General features: G+C 40.1%; 12 protein-coding genes. All 12 read right to left on the minus strand.

What is annotated here, in order from left to right:
- Positions 1–270: 270 nt before the first annotated feature.
- Positions 271–3,006 (minus strand): MGH1-like glycoside hydrolase domain-containing protein, encoded by a 2,736-nt coding sequence (locus FCR06_RS28925; RefSeq protein WP_138505946.1) that lies wholly within the window; start codon positions 3,004–3,006, stop codon positions 271–273.
- An 83-nt stretch (positions 3,007–3,089) separates the two neighbouring features.
- Positions 3,090–5,081: an amylo-alpha-1,6-glucosidase gene (locus FCR06_RS28930; protein ID WP_138505948.1), complete on the minus strand. Its 1,992-nt coding sequence runs from the start codon at positions 5,079–5,081 to the stop codon at positions 3,090–3,092.
- A gap of 251 nt (positions 5,082–5,332) precedes the next feature.
- Positions 5,333–6,760, minus strand: coding sequence for a Dyp-type peroxidase (locus FCR06_RS28935; protein WP_138505950.1), 1,428 nt, complete (start codon positions 6,758–6,760; stop codon positions 5,333–5,335).
- Positions 6,761–6,830: 70 nt separating this feature from the next.
- Positions 6,831–8,798 (minus strand): galactose oxidase early set domain-containing protein, encoded by a 1,968-nt coding sequence (locus tag FCR06_RS28940; RefSeq protein WP_223280342.1) that lies wholly within the window; start codon positions 8,796–8,798, stop codon positions 6,831–6,833.
- 139 nt (positions 8,799–8,937) lie between these two features.
- Positions 8,938–9,945: a sugar phosphate isomerase/epimerase family protein gene (locus tag FCR06_RS28945; protein WP_138505952.1), complete on the minus strand. Its 1,008-nt coding sequence runs from the start codon at positions 9,943–9,945 to the stop codon at positions 8,938–8,940.
- A 191-nt stretch (positions 9,946–10,136) separates the two neighbouring features.
- Positions 10,137–10,526, minus strand: a complete 390-nt coding sequence (locus tag FCR06_RS28950; protein WP_138505954.1) for a YybH family protein — start codon at positions 10,524–10,526, stop codon at positions 10,137–10,139.
- 125 nt (positions 10,527–10,651) lie between these two features.
- A complete protein-coding gene (gene iolE / locus FCR06_RS28955) occupies positions 10,652–11,752 on the minus strand; it encodes a myo-inosose-2 dehydratase (protein ID WP_138505956.1) in 1,101 nt (366 codons plus the stop codon).
- Positions 11,753–11,927: 175 nt separating this feature from the next.
- Positions 11,928–12,596, minus strand: a complete 669-nt coding sequence (locus tag FCR06_RS28960) for a pentapeptide repeat-containing protein (protein WP_138505958.1) — start codon at positions 12,594–12,596, stop codon at positions 11,928–11,930.
- A 114-nt stretch (positions 12,597–12,710) separates the two neighbouring features.
- A complete protein-coding gene (locus tag FCR06_RS28965) occupies positions 12,711–13,184 on the minus strand; it encodes a hypothetical protein (protein ID WP_138505960.1) in 474 nt (157 codons plus the stop codon).
- Between the two features lie 38 nt (positions 13,185–13,222).
- Positions 13,223–14,323: a ferritin-like domain-containing protein gene (locus tag FCR06_RS28970; protein WP_138505962.1), complete on the minus strand. Its 1,101-nt coding sequence runs from the start codon at positions 14,321–14,323 to the stop codon at positions 13,223–13,225.
- A gap of 165 nt (positions 14,324–14,488) precedes the next feature.
- Positions 14,489–16,336, minus strand: coding sequence for a GMC family oxidoreductase (locus tag FCR06_RS28975; RefSeq protein WP_138505964.1), 1,848 nt, complete (start codon positions 16,334–16,336; stop codon positions 14,489–14,491).
- A 495-nt stretch (positions 16,337–16,831) separates the two neighbouring features.
- A complete protein-coding gene (locus tag FCR06_RS28980) occupies positions 16,832–17,062 on the minus strand; it encodes a hypothetical protein (protein WP_138505966.1) in 231 nt (76 codons plus the stop codon).
- Between the last annotated feature and the right edge of the window lie 395 nt (positions 17,063–17,457).

Below are 17,457 nucleotides of genomic sequence, written 5' to 3' on the forward strand. Positions count from 1 at the left end.
ATCAAATAAATTATTACGTTTGAAGTTGCTAACTGATAACTGATGACTGTTGACTATTGACCGTTGACTATAAATAGTAGGATATTTTTTAGAAAAAAGTTCCTAATATTTAAAGGATGTTTGAAAAGTCAAAATATATACTTAAAGCCTCTCTTCTGCTGGAAGAGAGGCTTTAAAACCCCCATTCCCTGGTAGAGAAGGGGGGCAAAGGAGTTACGTTCTAATGCTTTTAGTGTTCATAGGATACTTTTCAAACATCCTCTCAGAACTTTATGTAAGGTTTTTGGCTGATTGTTGAATCAATTCAGCTACTAAACCCGTCCAACCTGTTTGATGGCTAGCACCAATACCTGCACCAATATCGCCATGAAAGTATTCATAGAACAAAATCAAATCACGCCAATGTGGGTCGTTTTGAAACTTTTCTGAGCTACCATAAACAGGTCGCTTACCAGATGTTGGGTCTTTCAGGAAAATTTTGATCAGCCTTTGGCTTAATTCGTTTGCCACTTCTTGCAGATTCATCTTTTTGTTTCCACCTGAAGAAGTAGGACAGTCAACTTTGATTTTATCTCCCCAAAAATCATGAAACTTCGACAAAGATTCAATCAAAAGATAATTCACAGGAAACCAAATAGGGCCGCGCCAATTAGAATTGCCACCAAACATTCCATATTTTGATTCTGCTGGTTCGTATTCTACCCGATACTCCTGTCCATTTGCCCGTAAGGTATAAGGATGATCCTTATGATATTTTGACAAAGCTCGGACACCATAATCGCTCAAAAATTCTGCTTGATTCAGCAAACGGTTCAAAATTGATTGGAGTCGGTCTTCATTTACCAACGACAAATAAACTCCTTTGCCATCAGCTCTCAGAGAAATATTATTGTGTTTAGTAAGTTGGGGACGATTGTTAACAAACCAATAAACCCGGTCTTTGAAATCTGAAGATAAATATTTATCCACAATCTCTTGTTCAATTGTTTCTACAGCAAAAAGCGGAATTAACCCAACCATTGACCGCACTTTCATTAACAATACACCATCATCGTTTGCACCTTGAACTACACCTTTAGGAGCTTTGAGAATGTCATAGTAAAATTTGTCTTGTTCGTCCCATATATCTACATCTGCACCACCGACTTTATTCATTGCATCAGCGATGAGTAGGAAATGTTGGAAGAATTTGGAAGCCATATCTTCATACTTGGTAGAGGAATCTCCTTTAGCAAGTTCCGTGGCTATTTTGAGCAAATTTAAACAGTACATTCCCATCCAGCTAGTACCATCGGACTGCTCTATGGTTGCGTTAGGAATTTGAATGTTGCTTCTATCCAAAACCCCAATATTGTCTAATCCTAAAAATCCACCTTGAAAAAGGTTGTTGCCTTCAGCGTCCTTACGATTGACCCACCAGGTAAAATAAAGAGATAACTTTTGAAAGATTTCTTCCAAAAAGTTTGTGTCAGCCTTGCCATACATTTGCTTTTCTATGTTGTAAACACGCCATGCAGCCCAAGCATGAACAGGTGGATTTACATCACCAAATGCCCACTCATAAGCTGGTATTTGACCGTTGGGGTGCATATACCATTCGCGCGTAAAGAGATACAATTGCTTTTTGGCAAATTCTGGATCGATTAATGCCAAGGTAACAGTATGAAAAGCTAAATCCCAAGCAGCAAACCAAGGATATTCCCATGCATCTGGCATGGATATAATATCTTCATTAAATAAATGATCCCACTCACGGTTTCTGCCACTTTTACGGTTTTCTGGTGGCTTTGGTGGATTAGGATCGCCATTGAGCCAATCGTAAACTACATAGTGATAATATTGTTTGCTCCACAACATTCCAGCAAAGCTTTGTCTTTGCACATTCCGCATATCTTCGGAAATAGGATCAGGACAAACAGCTTGATAAAATTCATCGGCTTCGCGCTGCCGAGTTTTAAATACAGTTTCAAAATTATTATCAAAGGGAGAATCTAAATTTGTATCGCTCAAACGTAGTCTAACTACTTTGGTTTCTCCGGGATTAATTGTCAAGTCGTAATGAACTGCGGCTTTTGTTCCTTTTTGAGTAGAATTTACTGTTTTTTCATTTCCGAAAGAAAGAATATAGTCATTTATGCCATCTTTAACCGGCCCAAAATTATCGCCCCAGCCAAATCGTTTCTTGTTTGTTTCGTTTTCTGTAAACAGAAGTTCGTTAGCAGCTTCGCTATAAAGCCATCTTTTGCCTAGACCTGATTTTTCTTCTGTATCAACAGCTTCTATGATGCCTAAGTTCGAGTCAAATTCGTTAGCTTGCAGGTATTTAAATTCTTTTGTTTGATTATCATACCCCCAAGACCAAGTATTACGAAGCCAAATAGTTGGTAAAAGATGCAATTTAGCCGTTTGTGATCCTCGGTTAGTAACACTAATCTTGATGTGAATATCTTCTGGAGAATTTTTAGCGTACTCTACAAAAACATCAAAGTAACGATTATCATCAAAAACCCCTGTATCTATTAGTTCATATTCTAAAGCTCCAGGATTGGTTGATTTTCGATTTCTGTTTTCCTCAATTAACTGGCTGTAAGGGAAAGCTTGTTGCGGATATTTGTAAAGATATTTCATGTAGGAATGTGTGGGAGTGTTGTCAAGATAAAAATAATATTCTTTGACATCTTCCCCGTGATTGCCCTCGCTATTGGTTAAACCAAATAGCCTTTCTTTGAGAATCGGATCTTTTTCATTCCACAGAGCGATCGCAAAACAAATTCGTTGGTGATTGTCGCTAATCCCTGCAATTCCATCTTCACCCCAACGATAGGTACGAGAACGAGCTTGGTCGTGGGAAAAGTAATCCCAGGCAGCACCACCTTCGCTGTAATCTTCTCGTACTGTTCCCCACTGACGTTCGCTCAAATAAGAACCCCACCGCTTCCAATACTTCTGTTTGTTGCTGTCTTCTACTAATCTTTTTCCTTCTGCTGTGTCTTGAATATTTGTCATTTTTCGTTTCCTTGTGTGACCTTTGATTAATTTGCAATAGTTAATAACTAATGACTGCTATTAACTTTCAAACAAACCTAATATTATTTCTCTGTAGCTAGCCAAGCGCGGAGTACTTCTCCAACTGACCAAGCTTGAGCAATACAACCTTTAGGTTCCATTGGTGCATCACCATTTGATATTTCACTGATAGTTCCAAGTCCGGCAGTATGGAGGTGATGCTGCATCGGTTCTAGAAATTGGCGAGCAAGAGATGGATTGTTGAACACACGCAAATGAGCTAAGACAAACGGCCCAATTAACCATTCCCAAACAGTTCCTTGGTGATAGGCACCGTCACGATGAAATTGATCTCCACCGTAATGACCGATATACTGCGGATCGTCAGTTGCAAGACTACGCAATCCGTGAGAAGTTAGAAGCGATCGCTCGCACGCTTCTACCACTTGCTGTTGTTGTTCGGGAGTGAGCGGACTTTCTGGCAAGGATACGGCGAAGATTTGATTTGGTCGCAAAGAAGCTTCGTTACCATTTGGACCGTCTAAAACATCAAAACAGTATCCCTTGGCATCATTCCAGAAACGACTAAAACCTTTTTGCGTGGAAGAAGCCATTGCATCGTAGTCTTTGTTAGGTTTTCCTAACTTTTGGGCGAACTGGGACATTGTTCGCAAAGCGTTATACCATAGGGCATTCACTTCTATAGGCTTGCCAATGCGAGGAGTAACTACCCAATCTCCGACTTTGGCATCCATCCAAGTAAGCTGCACCCCTGTTTGCCCTGCATAAAGCAACCCATCATTAGGATCGAGGCGAATATTGTAGCGCGTTCCTTGACGGTGAAATTCGATGATATCTGCGAGTTTAGGAAATAAGTCTTTTAATAGCTTGTCATCCCCAGTTGTAGCGTAGTAAAGGCGAATCGCTTCAAAATACCACAGTGTTGCATCAACGGTATTGTAGTAATCTTCTGTGGGTGGCTGATTATCGTCAGGAAAACGATTGGGCAACATTCCTTTATTGATATATTCGCCAAAGGTGCGAAGAATAGAGTCTGCAATTTGGGGACGATTAGTGGCAAGTGTCAGACCGGGTAGACTAATCATGGTGTCGCGACCCCAATCAGTAAACCAGTGGTAACCGGCGATGATGGTTTTTCCACCTTGCCGTTCAACAATAAACTGATCGGCAGCAAGTACGAGTTGCTGGACCCAATCGGGAACTTGAGGTGCTTGTGGCAACCGTTTAGCTTGCCAGTCTGCTATCAGCTTTTGCTCGTACTGGTGACGTAAGTATAAGCCTGCTGCACCGTTTAAATTAGGATTTTGCTGGGTACTAGCGACAAAAGTAAAGGACGTTCCAGGCTCCAGTGTGACTTGGAAAGTTGCTGTGTGAACAAGATCGTCTATATCGTTGAGTCCTCGTTCCTTTTCGGCTGCGAGTTCAAATCCGTAGTACCACTCGTTATTGGGCGAAGCATTACCGCTATCTGTCAATAAGTACAAAGGTTGCGCTCCCGGAAATACTGTGACACCGACTCCATGCTCAATCTGTGTCACATTCATTCGCCAATCCTTGGCAGGCGATTCTTGAGCATGGGTTCTGCTGTGATAATCGCGGTAATTAACAAATGCTTTGATTGATAACTTAAGCGATCGCTTTGCCCGTCGCAAGTGGTAATGAATATATGTGGTATCGGCTCCAGGCTCCATCCAGATGCGTTTCTCTAATAATGCACCTCCACAAGCAAAGTTCCATACAGGTATTGTTCCTTCTAAATAAAAGCTTTCAATATGGCGGTAACCTTGAGGATCGACTGTGCCATTTGACCAACGATTGGCAAACAGTGGATAAGAGCTGCCTTCATACTCTACTGTTTCATCTAGCTTTGCTAGTAGTAAGGTTCGCTGCAACGGTGGTTGGAGTGCAGCCACAAGCAAACCGTGATAACCCCGTGTTGATAAACCTGCTACTGTACCTGAAGCATAGCTGCCGCGACCATTGGTTACCAACCATTCACGCGACTCTGCTGCATCAAGATTTCCACAAATTTCACGTCCAAAGTTGATGCTCATAGATGTACCTAATCATGTCATCAAGATTCTTGATTTTGATTTTTACATTAATACCATTGTTAACTCCCAGTATATATAGCTGGTAAGAAATTTTGAATTTTTAGCAATCCTAAATCATTCGTGAAACAAATTTGTTGCTTATTACAAAAGTGGCTGATTTTCTACTTTACTAATAATTTCATCAACTCAAATCTGATTGCTGTAGCGGGTGATTGAGTAATAAAACAAGTTTAACTAAACTGTTTTATAACCTAAAATTTAGTTATTGCCAAATTTTTGAAAAAACTCAGACTAGGTGCAAAAAAATATTCTCCACCCTTCATTTTTACCGGCAGTTTAAACCCATATTCTTCACTTATAGATCCCCCCCATTTTTTTGGCCATTTCTGAGTTCCCTGTGGTTGACCAATCAGCGGATCTGGACCAACATTGACCTGAACAAAGTTCTTAGGATTTGCCCATCTAGTTTGGATTAAATTGAACTGATTTTCAATATCTGCTTGAAAACAAAGAAACAGCAATCCTGAGCCTGTTGTCGGCTCTTTAGTGCAATCTTGCTCTCCAAAACTGACAGAACGACGAGCAATACGATGCTTTCTTTCCACCTTTAAGGCTTCGTCAAAACCTGGGGAAGACTCTACTCTACCTGTATCGCCTCTGGGATTAACTTTGCGGATGTGAGTATGAAACGGACACCTTGTTGCTTGTGTATCCAAATCGTAATTAAAGTTATTAAAGTAATTGGTTGATGTCATACCTTGACTCGGTAAATTTGAGAGGGTTACTGGAGTTCCATCTTCAAACCGTCCCACAACCAAAGCTCCAGCTAAAGCTTCATCAATACCCAACTGTTTAGCCAAATTTTGCACTTCTTGACGGAATTTTTGGACATCTTGTTCAAGTTTGCGACAAACTAAATAACTGCCATAACTATCTTCAGTCTTACCATTGGGGTCTTTAACTAAAATCAGACTTAGCGGAGCGCGAGGGTCCCATTTACTGAAATCAGAGTTATTAGTTAGGGCGCTAGCAATATTTCGTTTCAGAAATAGAGGTTGGCTAACACCATCGACATAACCGAAGTGTTCTATAATTTGTTTTTGAGCATTTCTGAGAATAAAACCATCTTCTCTATGAAGTATTTTGGAAAGTCCAGACAATTCTGAACAAATCTCTTTGACTGCTTTGAGTAAGTCTGTTAAGTTATCATCTGCTATAAGTAGTAAGGCATCTGGTTTCTGTTGAAATCCTGATTCCCAATCTGTCGGTGGTGGATCGTTTAAGGAACTCTGGATGTCACTATTTTGCATACCTAATCGAAATGGTTGATCTGTGGGTATTTTCCACGGATCTATTTGCAGATATTCATAACCTTGACAAGATAAATACAAATTAGCAAATATACCACCTGATATTTTTTTAGTTCGGTATTCACGTGCTTCATCTGACTGCTGCTCGGCAGATTTAATGTATTTTTGGGCAAAGTTTTGAATCCATCGTTTGACTGCATTTACTTGACCAGATTTAAATTGTAAAAATAGATGCACGATATGGTCTCGTCCATGCCCATTGAGAATATTTCCCTGTAAATCTTTGAGCAAAGTTTGGTATTTGCCGGGATTTTCTGGATCGATACCATCTTCTGGTATGGTTTTTAAATCTTCTTCTGTTAGTGCCATTGTTTAATTAATTACAAAATGTATTTTTTCATAGTAAAAAAACCTTCTTTTTGATGTTTGACGAGCCTTCTTAAGCTTCAAGCTTTACCATTTTGGCGTGGGAAGGCTTACCTAATTCATTGAGATAGAACATCATGTAGTAGCCTGGTGGATAAAGATTGGCATTTTTTGGGGCTTTAAATTTGATTGCAGACTCATTCCTTAAATCAACATTTTCAATCGACAAATCTGCTAATCGTTGCCCATAATCCAAAGAATGAGTAACTGAACCCAACTTAACGAGAACTACAGAACCCGTTTTTGTCGCATCTTTGACTGAGATGCTGCTAGATTTACCATAGTTGAGGCTTTCGGGAGCTTTAAGTATTTCAGGACGAGTACCTGGCTTAAACAGATAGGGCGGACTGAAAATTTCTGCCTGCCAAATTTCCGAAGGAACAAAGGGTTCTTTGTCTCCTTTATCAAGGTATTCTTTAATAAAATAACTTTGAGGAGATTGGTAATATTCTTCAAGACTGAATTCCTTTTTTTCCTGACCTGATTTGTCTGTCAGTTCAGGAAATTTATAATAATATTTTATGGGTTCTCGCTGGATATTAACGTGAAGTGTGCCATCTTTTTCCCGTGCCGTTCGATTGGCATTTCCGCCAATAATCAAAACACGAGCATCTGGTAACAAAATTGCTCCATTATGATAAAGTCTAGGCAATTTAGCAGGATTCATCAGTTTAGTAATATATCCGCCAAAAGCTCTGGAATCAGGAGTCATTAGCAAAGGTTCATAGACTGGCTTGTATTCTGGATACTCACCGCCATTGACTACCAATAATTCTTGATTGGGCAAAATCACTGCTTGCAGGTTAGCTCTTGGTTTATTAAGAAAATTATTCACAATTTCCCACTTGCCATTGTTTTCTCCACTCTTATGGGGAGATGTCCAACGCTGTAGGCTAGTAGAAACCCTGGACCAGTTTGGAAAACCTGCTGTATTACCTCCTCGGCCATAGTTGATGTCGTTGGTACCGATAATACCTCCCAGTAATAAAACATCTTCAGAATTAGGAACTTGCACGGCAGTTCCATAAGCTTTAGATGGCTCTCCTCGGTCGGCTGCTACTTCAAAACTGACAGATAATTTACCCTCTGCATCTTCATGCACAGACATTAAATAGCTTTTTTTGCTGGACTGTGTGACCAAAACCCCACCAATTCCAGCGTCATCTCCAGTAATCAAAAGTTTGCCATCAGCAGTTGGGAAAACGCGAGGATAGAGGTCTATAGTATCGTAAGCATTAACATCTGTGAGTTTGGTGTTGAAAGGACTGTTCTTGACGCTTGTTAAGTCGATATAGTGGAGTTTTTGGCTTTTGGGATCGTAGATTTCTAGACTCGGATTAATTTGGTTTGGAGCTTCATATTTTAGCCCAGAAAAAATGACTATTTTGCCATCGGCTAGGGAAATTAAACTGGGATACCAACGTCCTTCTTTGAGTTGTCCGACACTAGACCACTTACCTGTTTTCCAATCATAAAGGTTAACCTGTCTAGAGCCTGTAAAGGCTCCTCCAGGATAGTATCGTCCAGTACCACCGATAAAAAGAACATTACCATCGGCTAGTTGCAAATGACCGGAGCAAAATAAATCGTTGATTTCTCCATATTGCTGAGCTGGTGGCGAAGCAATACGCTCGAATTTTCCAGTTTCAGGATCTAAAAGGGCAGTATTGTTGATGACATCATAATCTGTGACATTGACTCCTTCTGTAAAGCTGGGTTCTCCTTTGTTAATAACTACAGTGTTGCGAAAACTACTACCGTTGAGGCTCAACACTTTGCCATTAGGAAGGAGTAAAGTATGGACAGATTGCATCAGATTTTCTTTAGGTGGCAAAGGAATGGTTTCCCATACGCCCATTTCTTCTTTAAGACCGACTATTGGCTGGGCGATCGCCTCCTCCCAGCCACAGATACTAATAGCTACAGCCACGATAAAAGCCAGAAAAACTGAGACCATCCGATTTTTATTAACTAGCATCATAATCGAGAAATCTTAAGTCCCTATACGAAATGAATTACACATTAGATAAAAAATATTTTATTTAATCCTTTATATTTCCTATTCATGGTAATAAAAAGAAGAAACAATCAAATTTATCTAATGTATTTTGGCTAAATACTTAACATGAATACCCGATTTTCTCTAACTGTATTCGAGTAGCTTTGATGGCTTCATTGGCAATATCATAGGCACTTGGATATTTATTTGGAGTATCTTCTCCGGGAATCCAAAACTTACGTCGAGTCAAACGAAGTGAGTTCAGAAAAGCAGGAATGGCATTGAAAATTTCTACAGCGATCGGGCCATCATAGACCTCTAAAATTGGTTCTAAAAAGGATTGCCAGGGGAGCCAACTGGTATGAAGTGCCCCGCGATCGGGAGGAGAGACTTGTACGTAATGAAGTCTTTTTTGTTTGGCAAGATACGCCACTTGTTCTCTAAATATCTCAGGGCCATCGCCATCAAGAGTTTCGTGAGCGCTATCAATCACTACTCCTACTTGTTTACTATTAACTCCATCCAAAAACTCAATTAATTGTGATAATTTGTTAGGACCTGGGGTTTCCCAATGAGTAATTGGTTCAATCGCTAATTTGACATTTCGTTGTTCTGCGTGTTGACCCAACTCATTGAATATTATTTGAGCATTGCGATAGCGAATTGCTAAATGCTCTTGGAGCTCATCGCTCCAAATTGGAACATTAAAGTCAGTAGTTGGAAAAACACCATAAGGAATAACAATGGGCCCCATCATAATTTCACCCCTGAGTGCAGCTGTGATGTCAATCCTTGACTTAAGATACTCTAGTGCTGCTTGTCTTTGTTCGGGGTAGGGAGAACTGAGATCGAAGGTACGGGTGGCCCCAACATTAGTACTAATTTTTACATTCTCAAACCCTTGTGAGTCTAGAGTAGCTCGTAAATTCGCATAATCTTCAATATCTTTTTTGTAATTTTTATTTTCATTAAACGCAATAGGAAATTCAAAACCGTTGTAACCAAAATTCTGAAGTTCTTTTATGTGTTTTATAACTGTTTGCCGATATTCTAAATCACTAGGTTTCAAATCGGTGGTAAACATGAAGAAGCTAAGGTAAATATCAGACAAGGATGATGAGTCGCTCATGTTAAAATTGGGGTTGATTGCTAGTTAAATTCAAAAATTATGGAATTTCATCTTAGGGGATAACTTGACTTTTGAAAAATTCTATGTTTCGAAGGAGCGAAAATAGAAATCAATAATCTCTTGATATTCTTATTTACCCTTTCTATATTTATTCATTTTCCAAGTTTGCAAAAGTTGTAATACTACAGTAATTATGGTTTATTATTCCAAATCTGACGACTAATTTTCCAGGTATGATGCTCTTTTTTCATCAACCATAATGCCCTAAATTTTACCTGTTTCGATGGACTCCCATCTTTTGGGGAAACTGTGGCAATAGACATTCCTACGACATAACCAAAATCACCCATGACTTCAATTTCTTCAGCAGTGAAAATTGGATCGATGCTGTTGTTAGCAATCTGCTGACTAAATCCTTCAACAATATCACTAATCCCAAGTCGGTCAGGGACTCCTGGCGCCATCCAAAGAGCATCTTCTGTATACATCTCGCCGTAACCAGACAAATTTTCAGTTCTAACATTAGCCGCATATACTTCTTCAAAGACAGTTCTAATCTTTTCTTTATCGCTCGACTTCATTACTATTTTTCCTGAATTTTATAATTTTTATTTCTCAAAAAATCATAAGTAAGTAGGTAGGTCAAGTCTAAATTTAAAAAATATAAGTTTTCAAAGTTTGACCTACCAATAATTGATTAAATAGCTTATAAACCTGTCACATCATGTAGATAACTACGAGCTAATATTGCATTTTCCAAAGGATTTGTTTTGTTAGGATCTTGTTCGGCCTCTACTATAAGCCATCCTTCATACTTGGCTTTAGCAAGCTCATTTAAAATTGGTTCAAAATCAATTGCGCCTTCTTTAGTGTCTCCAGGAACAGTAAAGATACCTTGTTTGATCGAATATAAAAAGTCCCAGCCATTTTTGATGGACTCATCTAAAACAGGCTGGCGAATATTTTTTAGGTGAACGTGCTTGATGCGATCGCTATATTTTTTTGTCACTTCTAAAGGATCGACTCCTCCGTAGTACAAATGACCCGTATCGAGTAGCAAATTGACATATTTGGGATTGGTAGTTGACATCAAGCGATCAATATCAGCGAAGTCTTCTACTCCTGTACCAATATGGGGATGGTAGGAGATTTGCATACCTTGCTCTTTTGCGATTGAGCCAAGTTTATTCAATCCAGCAGCCAGATCCTCCCATTGCTTATCAGTAAACTTTGGTTTATTAGGCAAAGGAGCAACTGGCTTTTGATGAACAGCACCACCCAATTCGGCTACCACAATACTTTTGCTACCGCCGATTTGCTTCATGAATTGCAACTGTTTATTGAATTCTGCCAAGCTTTCATCATTCTTTCCTAGAGTGAATTCAGTACCCACCCAAGGTTCAGAAATAGTCAATTTACGAAGTTTTAACTCTCTTTTCAAAACATCGATATCTTGGGGAAACTTCGGTGAGGTTTGTGAACCTTTAAAGCCAGATAGCGCCATTTCACTCATAATTTGCTCAAAACGGATAGGAGGATCGAGATCGATAGTAGTATCGTCACTATTGCTCCAACCCGTGGGTGTAATGCCCAAATAAACTTTTGCTGGATTAAATATAGATGTTGTCTTTGAAGATGGAACTACAGACACTAAAGCTGAGCTTTTGTCAGATGAAGTTTTGTCGTTATTTGTAGCGGCAGTGGCAGGAGAAGTCAAGTAAGTCATGCCAAAAAATACCAATGCCACTAGCACAACCAATAAGCGACTAATAGATTTGAATTGGTGACAACCTGTAGAGTTATTCATCTTATATTTACCTTGTTGTTTGAACATAGCTTGATTATGTGAATCTATGTAATTTTCTCTGTCTTAATTTGAGTTTTGCTAAGTTAATACTGTGTTTGGAATCAGTAATAATTAGCTAAAAAATGAAAGCTGATTATTGTTAGTTCAATTCAATCAAACTATAGGAATTCAAGTTTCACTGAGCAGCCCCAAACTTGGAGACATCTCCGTTATAAGTAGTCCCGTCAGGCATCAGCGAATTAGACAGATCAGCCTGATAGAACTTAGTTCCCTGAAGAACAGCATCAGATAACCTTGTATTTCTCATGAAGCTACCGGAAAAATCTGCACTCGATAAATTGGCTCGAGAAAGAATTGCTCCTTTTAACTTTGCATTTTTACCCAAAGCATTAGACAAATTTGCATCAGAAATAATGGCTTCTGTTAGATCTGCACCGGTTAAATCTGCGTTTAACAATTTTGTCTTACTTAGGAGGGCATTATACAAATCTGCCTGAGAAAGATTAGCCCCCGTTAGGTTAGCATCTGACAAAGTAATCCCCATCAGGATAGCTCCCGATAGATTGGCTCCTGTTAGATTAGCTCCTTGAAGCTTTGCATCATTGAGTAGGGTTCCAGAGAGATTTGCCTTGGATAGATTTGCCCCACCAAGTGCGCTGCCATATAAATCTTTGTTCGATAGATCAGCTTCTGATAGATCGCAATTAACACAAGCGTTTGTTATAAATAACTTTTGGTAATCTGTCGCCACAAAAGCTTTAGCGGGCAAAGTAAAAATCGTTAAGCTAAGAAAAATAGAGAGGGCAATAGTAGACAGTCTACGAAACCAAGATGTAATACTCATGTTTGGTTTTAAAAGTAGGAATTTTTGCAGTGTTGTCAGGTTAAAAGATGGGTCTTCTTTTAGAGTTTCAGTCAGGGGAAGCTAAACGTCGTTAACCGCTACCCAGAAGCGATGTTAGCTTTTAGTCAGACTCACTAAAGGCGGTTCGCTCCAAGTCCCGTATCCTTGACCTTTCGCGCCAGGAGGGTTAACACCAATCGCAGTCCATAAAAGTCCCTCTGGATAGGCGTGTGGACTGATAATAAAGGTTCCATCTTTTTCTTTGGTTCCATAAACATCCCGCCAGGATTGTGGCAGTGTATACCAGGTCGCCATATACCAAACCTTGATGATATTGCGAGCGATCGGGCCAAATTTTTCAGACGCTAGAATTTGGGCGATCGCTTCGTCGTTGCTTGCTTTTTTTTCAACCTCCAACTTCTGAAAAGTTGTTAACAGTTCTGCAAACAAATCTCCACCAATGACGCTTTGAATGGTTTCAAAATAAAGCTCGGCAAGACCTGTTCCCCGCAGGTGAAACTTGGAAAAACCTGTAAGGACTACTGAAAGTTCGAGAAAATACTCCAAATCCGCTGCATTAATATCCATCAGTTATCTACCTCTACAAAAAGCAAATACAAAGTTAGCTAAGGCTGGTCTAACCGAAAAACAGGAGCCGCATGAACCCCTGGACTGTCTGGAATGGGGTTACGCATTAAATTATTAGCCTGTTCTTTGAGGCGGAACATTCCCCCAACTGCGGGAATCAAATGCTCGGGATGTCCGTCAAAAGCGTATTGAATATCAGCTAAGAACTTACTATAAGCGGACTGAAACTCTGAGGCTGCTGCCTGCACTTCCGACCCCTGGGGATAATCACTCAGTTTGGCATTATCCTTAATCGGATAAACTGCGTTCCAATCTACAGTAAAGCGCGCACCTGTTGGGTTATCGGGTTCGTCGGATTTTGTCGGATCGTCCTTGTCGATCACATAATATTGACCTTTTAGTATTTGCTGAAAACGATAGTCGTGGGCTAGTTCTCGTTCTGCATCATAAATAGTTCCGCTTCTTGACCCCTCACCCTGATCTTGAATCACTTTTAATGCTCGGATGGCTGAACGCAGATCGGTTACTGGGATGATGTCTCCACCACCGTTGTAGTAGTATTCGGGAGTGATTTGTCGCTTAGGATCGCCACAAAATAGATCGGAACCTTTTTCTTTATAGAGTGCATTCAGACCACGAATGATCTCTGCATAAAATAAGCCAATGCTGTAGAAAGCCTTAGTCGGGTCGCAGCCTATAACTTCTAGCAAATATTCTTCTAAGGTTCGAGACTCAACTAACGGGCTATCTTCTTCAACATGTTGAGATCGTTCAATCTGACGAAAGGTTTCTAGTGTCTCTGGGGAAAATTTGCTTAGACCTACTTTAAAGTCTGTAGATCCTGTGGGTAAATAGCTAGGATATTTAGGAATAAAATCATGTGCCGTCAGTACTCCTGAATCAAACGTTCCTCCCACAGCATTATAAACATTAGCCACGAGAGTTAGGTGTAACATTTCTTCTACAGCAACCGCCCGGATAATATGGAAAGCTTCTAAATTCGTTCCGGGTTTAATCGAGTAGAGTGCTGTCATGTAAGGAGGAATGGTTGCATGTTCTATCTTCATTGCCTGTATGAGATAGTACTTCAATTGGTCAACCGTTGTAATCAACTTTAAGCTATCGGAGACTGTAGTCATAACGTCTACTCGCAATGTTTTTAACTGTGTAAGGGGTACTAAGACTTATCATCAAATAGCCGCAGAACCTTATTTAGAGTTGAAGTTCAGCCTTGATTAAAGTTTGAGATTAAAACCACTCAAAGCTTTTCTCTGATGGAACGTAATTTTAATTGATGACACGCCCTAGATAGCTTGCAAATTACTCGCCTGCAAATTATAAGAATTTAATTCTTTAAGCATCTGCTCGGCAGCTCTGAAACTGAGTGCAGCAATTGTCAATGTTGTATTTGAACTGCCAATAGTTGGCATACTTCCCGCACCGACGAGGAAAAGATTTTGATGATCCCAACAACGCAGATGACTATCAATAACTGAATTGGCTCGCGTGGTTCCCATGATATGAGTTCCCGAAAAGTGGTTTCCACCTTTGTATACGTAACCTTCACCCTCGAACTCAAAATAGGCGGGGTCTTTAGGGTCGTAGTGGGTATAATCTTCTGCACCTAAACGCTGGAAGATTACACGAGAGACTTTCCTGGTGTAGGCAAGGGTTCTGCGACTGTAGTCGGGTAGATTGAAGTTAATGACGGGACGATAATTACCGAGTTTATCCTTGTACCTCGGATCGATGGTTACTCGGTTTCCGTATTCAGGGAGTAATTCACACATAAAAGCTAGCAGCAGTTGTCGTGAAATCCGACTAATCAATGTCTGGCGCAGTTCTTGACCATATTTGTTTTTGTTGTCAACAGCATCTTCAACTTCACCCTTGGGCGATCCTGTTGCCCATCCCCAACCATCATTGTGAATATCTACCGCGAAGGCAGATTGTGTTTTGCGAAAATCGCCTTTACGAAATGTTCCGATTCCTGATGTCACAAGAGGCCCTCGCATAGTGCCAGTCACTTCAGGCATCAAAGCCCAAGCTAAGGTGAAAGGGTGATCCATTAAATGCCGCCCGATCATTCCACTGGTGTTAGGCAAATCAGAACCGAGCAATAACCGAGCGTTTTCGACGGCATTAGTCGCTAAAACAAATAATGTTCCTCTAGCGGTTCCTGTAGTGTACTCACTAGAGTTGGGGTTGTCATAACGCTTGTAGTGAATAGCACTGACGTGACCGTTTTCGCGGTTAGATTCTACCCGATAAGCAACAGCTTGGTAGAGTACATGAACCCGACCGGTTGCAAAGGCTTTACCTAAAGTTCTGCGAGCATCATATTTGGCTTGAACCGGACAAATAGGAACACAGTTAGCGTTTCCTTGACAACGTTCCCCATATTGAACGGGATGGACACTGGTAACTCCATCGGGGACAAAGCGATTACCACCATCGTATTTAGGATTGGGTACTCCATTGCGAGCTTGAGGAAAAGTAGAAAAGCTTAATGTATGAGTCTTGCCATAGAGTTCAACTGTAGTCCCATCAACTTTCTCAATCACTTTTTGATCCAAGTAAGAGGGGGGAAGCTTTTCCATAGGGAAAACATAGTCATCTGGAAATTCGACGCCTAGTTTTTTTTGCTCCTCTACATCCCCACAAACCCCTAGTTCATACTCGGCTTTGCGGTAGTACGGCTCAAGATCCTTATACTCAATCGGCCAGTCAAGACCTTGGCCGTAGTTACTCAATAACTTGAAATCTTCTGGTAACATCCGTGGGGTTTTTGCTTCCCAGTGCATCGTTGTCCCACCTACAACCCGTGTATAGGAACCCGAAAGGGGCATGGGGCCTCGCTCTATAAAATAGTCTTGATAATCAGTGGGGCTTTGGACATTGGGGTTAGCGGGATACGGTGAGTTGGGATTTTTCTCCACCGCTTTGTAGAAGGTATCGACGTAATTTTGAAAGCCCGCAAGGGTTAAATCCTTTTCTACCGTAGCTTCGAGGATTAAAACCCTCTTACCCTGTTGACTCAATTCTTTGGCAACAATCGCTCCAGCTACTCCTGTTCCTACGATGACGACATCATACAAAGTTTTAGAGACAGTCTCAGAATCGACATTTACAATTGTTTGACTTAGGCTCATCGGTTACTCCTTAAAAGTTACTCTTTGACATGAATTTGTATAGCAATATCTCCAGATAATTAGAGGAGTTTTGCTTGACCAATATCGTTATTCAAAACTCGATCGCCAATCTGAGGGAGCGAACAGTGACAGACTTCTTCTAGGGGTGCCAGCAATTTATTCAAGAAAATTCCGGAGTATATACTTATCATAAAGTTTACTAACATACTCGGATGCTAACTCTAATTCCATTAAACTAGGAGGGCAAATGTATCTTGTCAGAATGAACAGGGTTCCAGCAGTCAATTTCTGAATTCGTAGATAAATTGTGTCTCTTTTTTACAAACTCTATAAGTGATGTCTTGGAAAACAACACTCAACTATCATCACCGTAAATATGCGGTTGTAAATCAGTAATATTACGTAAATACATTTGAAGTATACGTACAAAAAATATTTGACATTATTAATTCCTTTTCAGATAAAGGGTAAGGGTATTGTTAATTTTTCCTTAAGTTATAAAAGTCTTAATTTAGATGAATTTTCATAATATTTATGACTTTTATTTGCCAAAATGCCTTTGGCACTAACTGAGGATGCGGAAATCTTTGAGAAACTGATTAAGGCTGTAAAAGCTAACTGCTTTTCCAACTTCTGAATCCATTGCATACGTATGTCATTTCCCTGAGTGCTATTTTTTGTACCAGGGTTTGTAGTGCTGCGAGTAACTGCCATTTTTTTAGCCAAAAACTGGTTCCATAGCAGCTATCATCTTGCTAACTAGAAAAAATGCAAAAAGTTATATAACTTTACAAACTCTTGAAAGCAGTAGTTTCCAGCGTTGTAGATATTGACCTAACGTGAGTTCGACGGTGAAAAAAAGGCAAAAAGCCTGCTATGGCTGAAGTACAACTGGATAAGCAGCAAGCGATCGCTATAATTAATGGAGAGGGTGTAAAAAACTGACAAAAAAGACCGAGACTAAAAATATCTAACAAAAATAAGCGTCTCGGCTATGTCTACTATTGTATCTCGGCTCGACATCACCCAAATTTTCTGCGACGTAGATGATTTCTGTAATCAATGGGAAAATATATGGCAGCAAGTACCGCAATTGCCATCGACAACAGGAGAACGTCGCA

This window comes from Nostoc sp. PA-18-2419 (genome assembly GCF_005869855.1).
Classification (GTDB): domain Bacteria; phylum Cyanobacteriota; class Cyanobacteriia; order Cyanobacteriales; family Nostocaceae; genus Nostoc.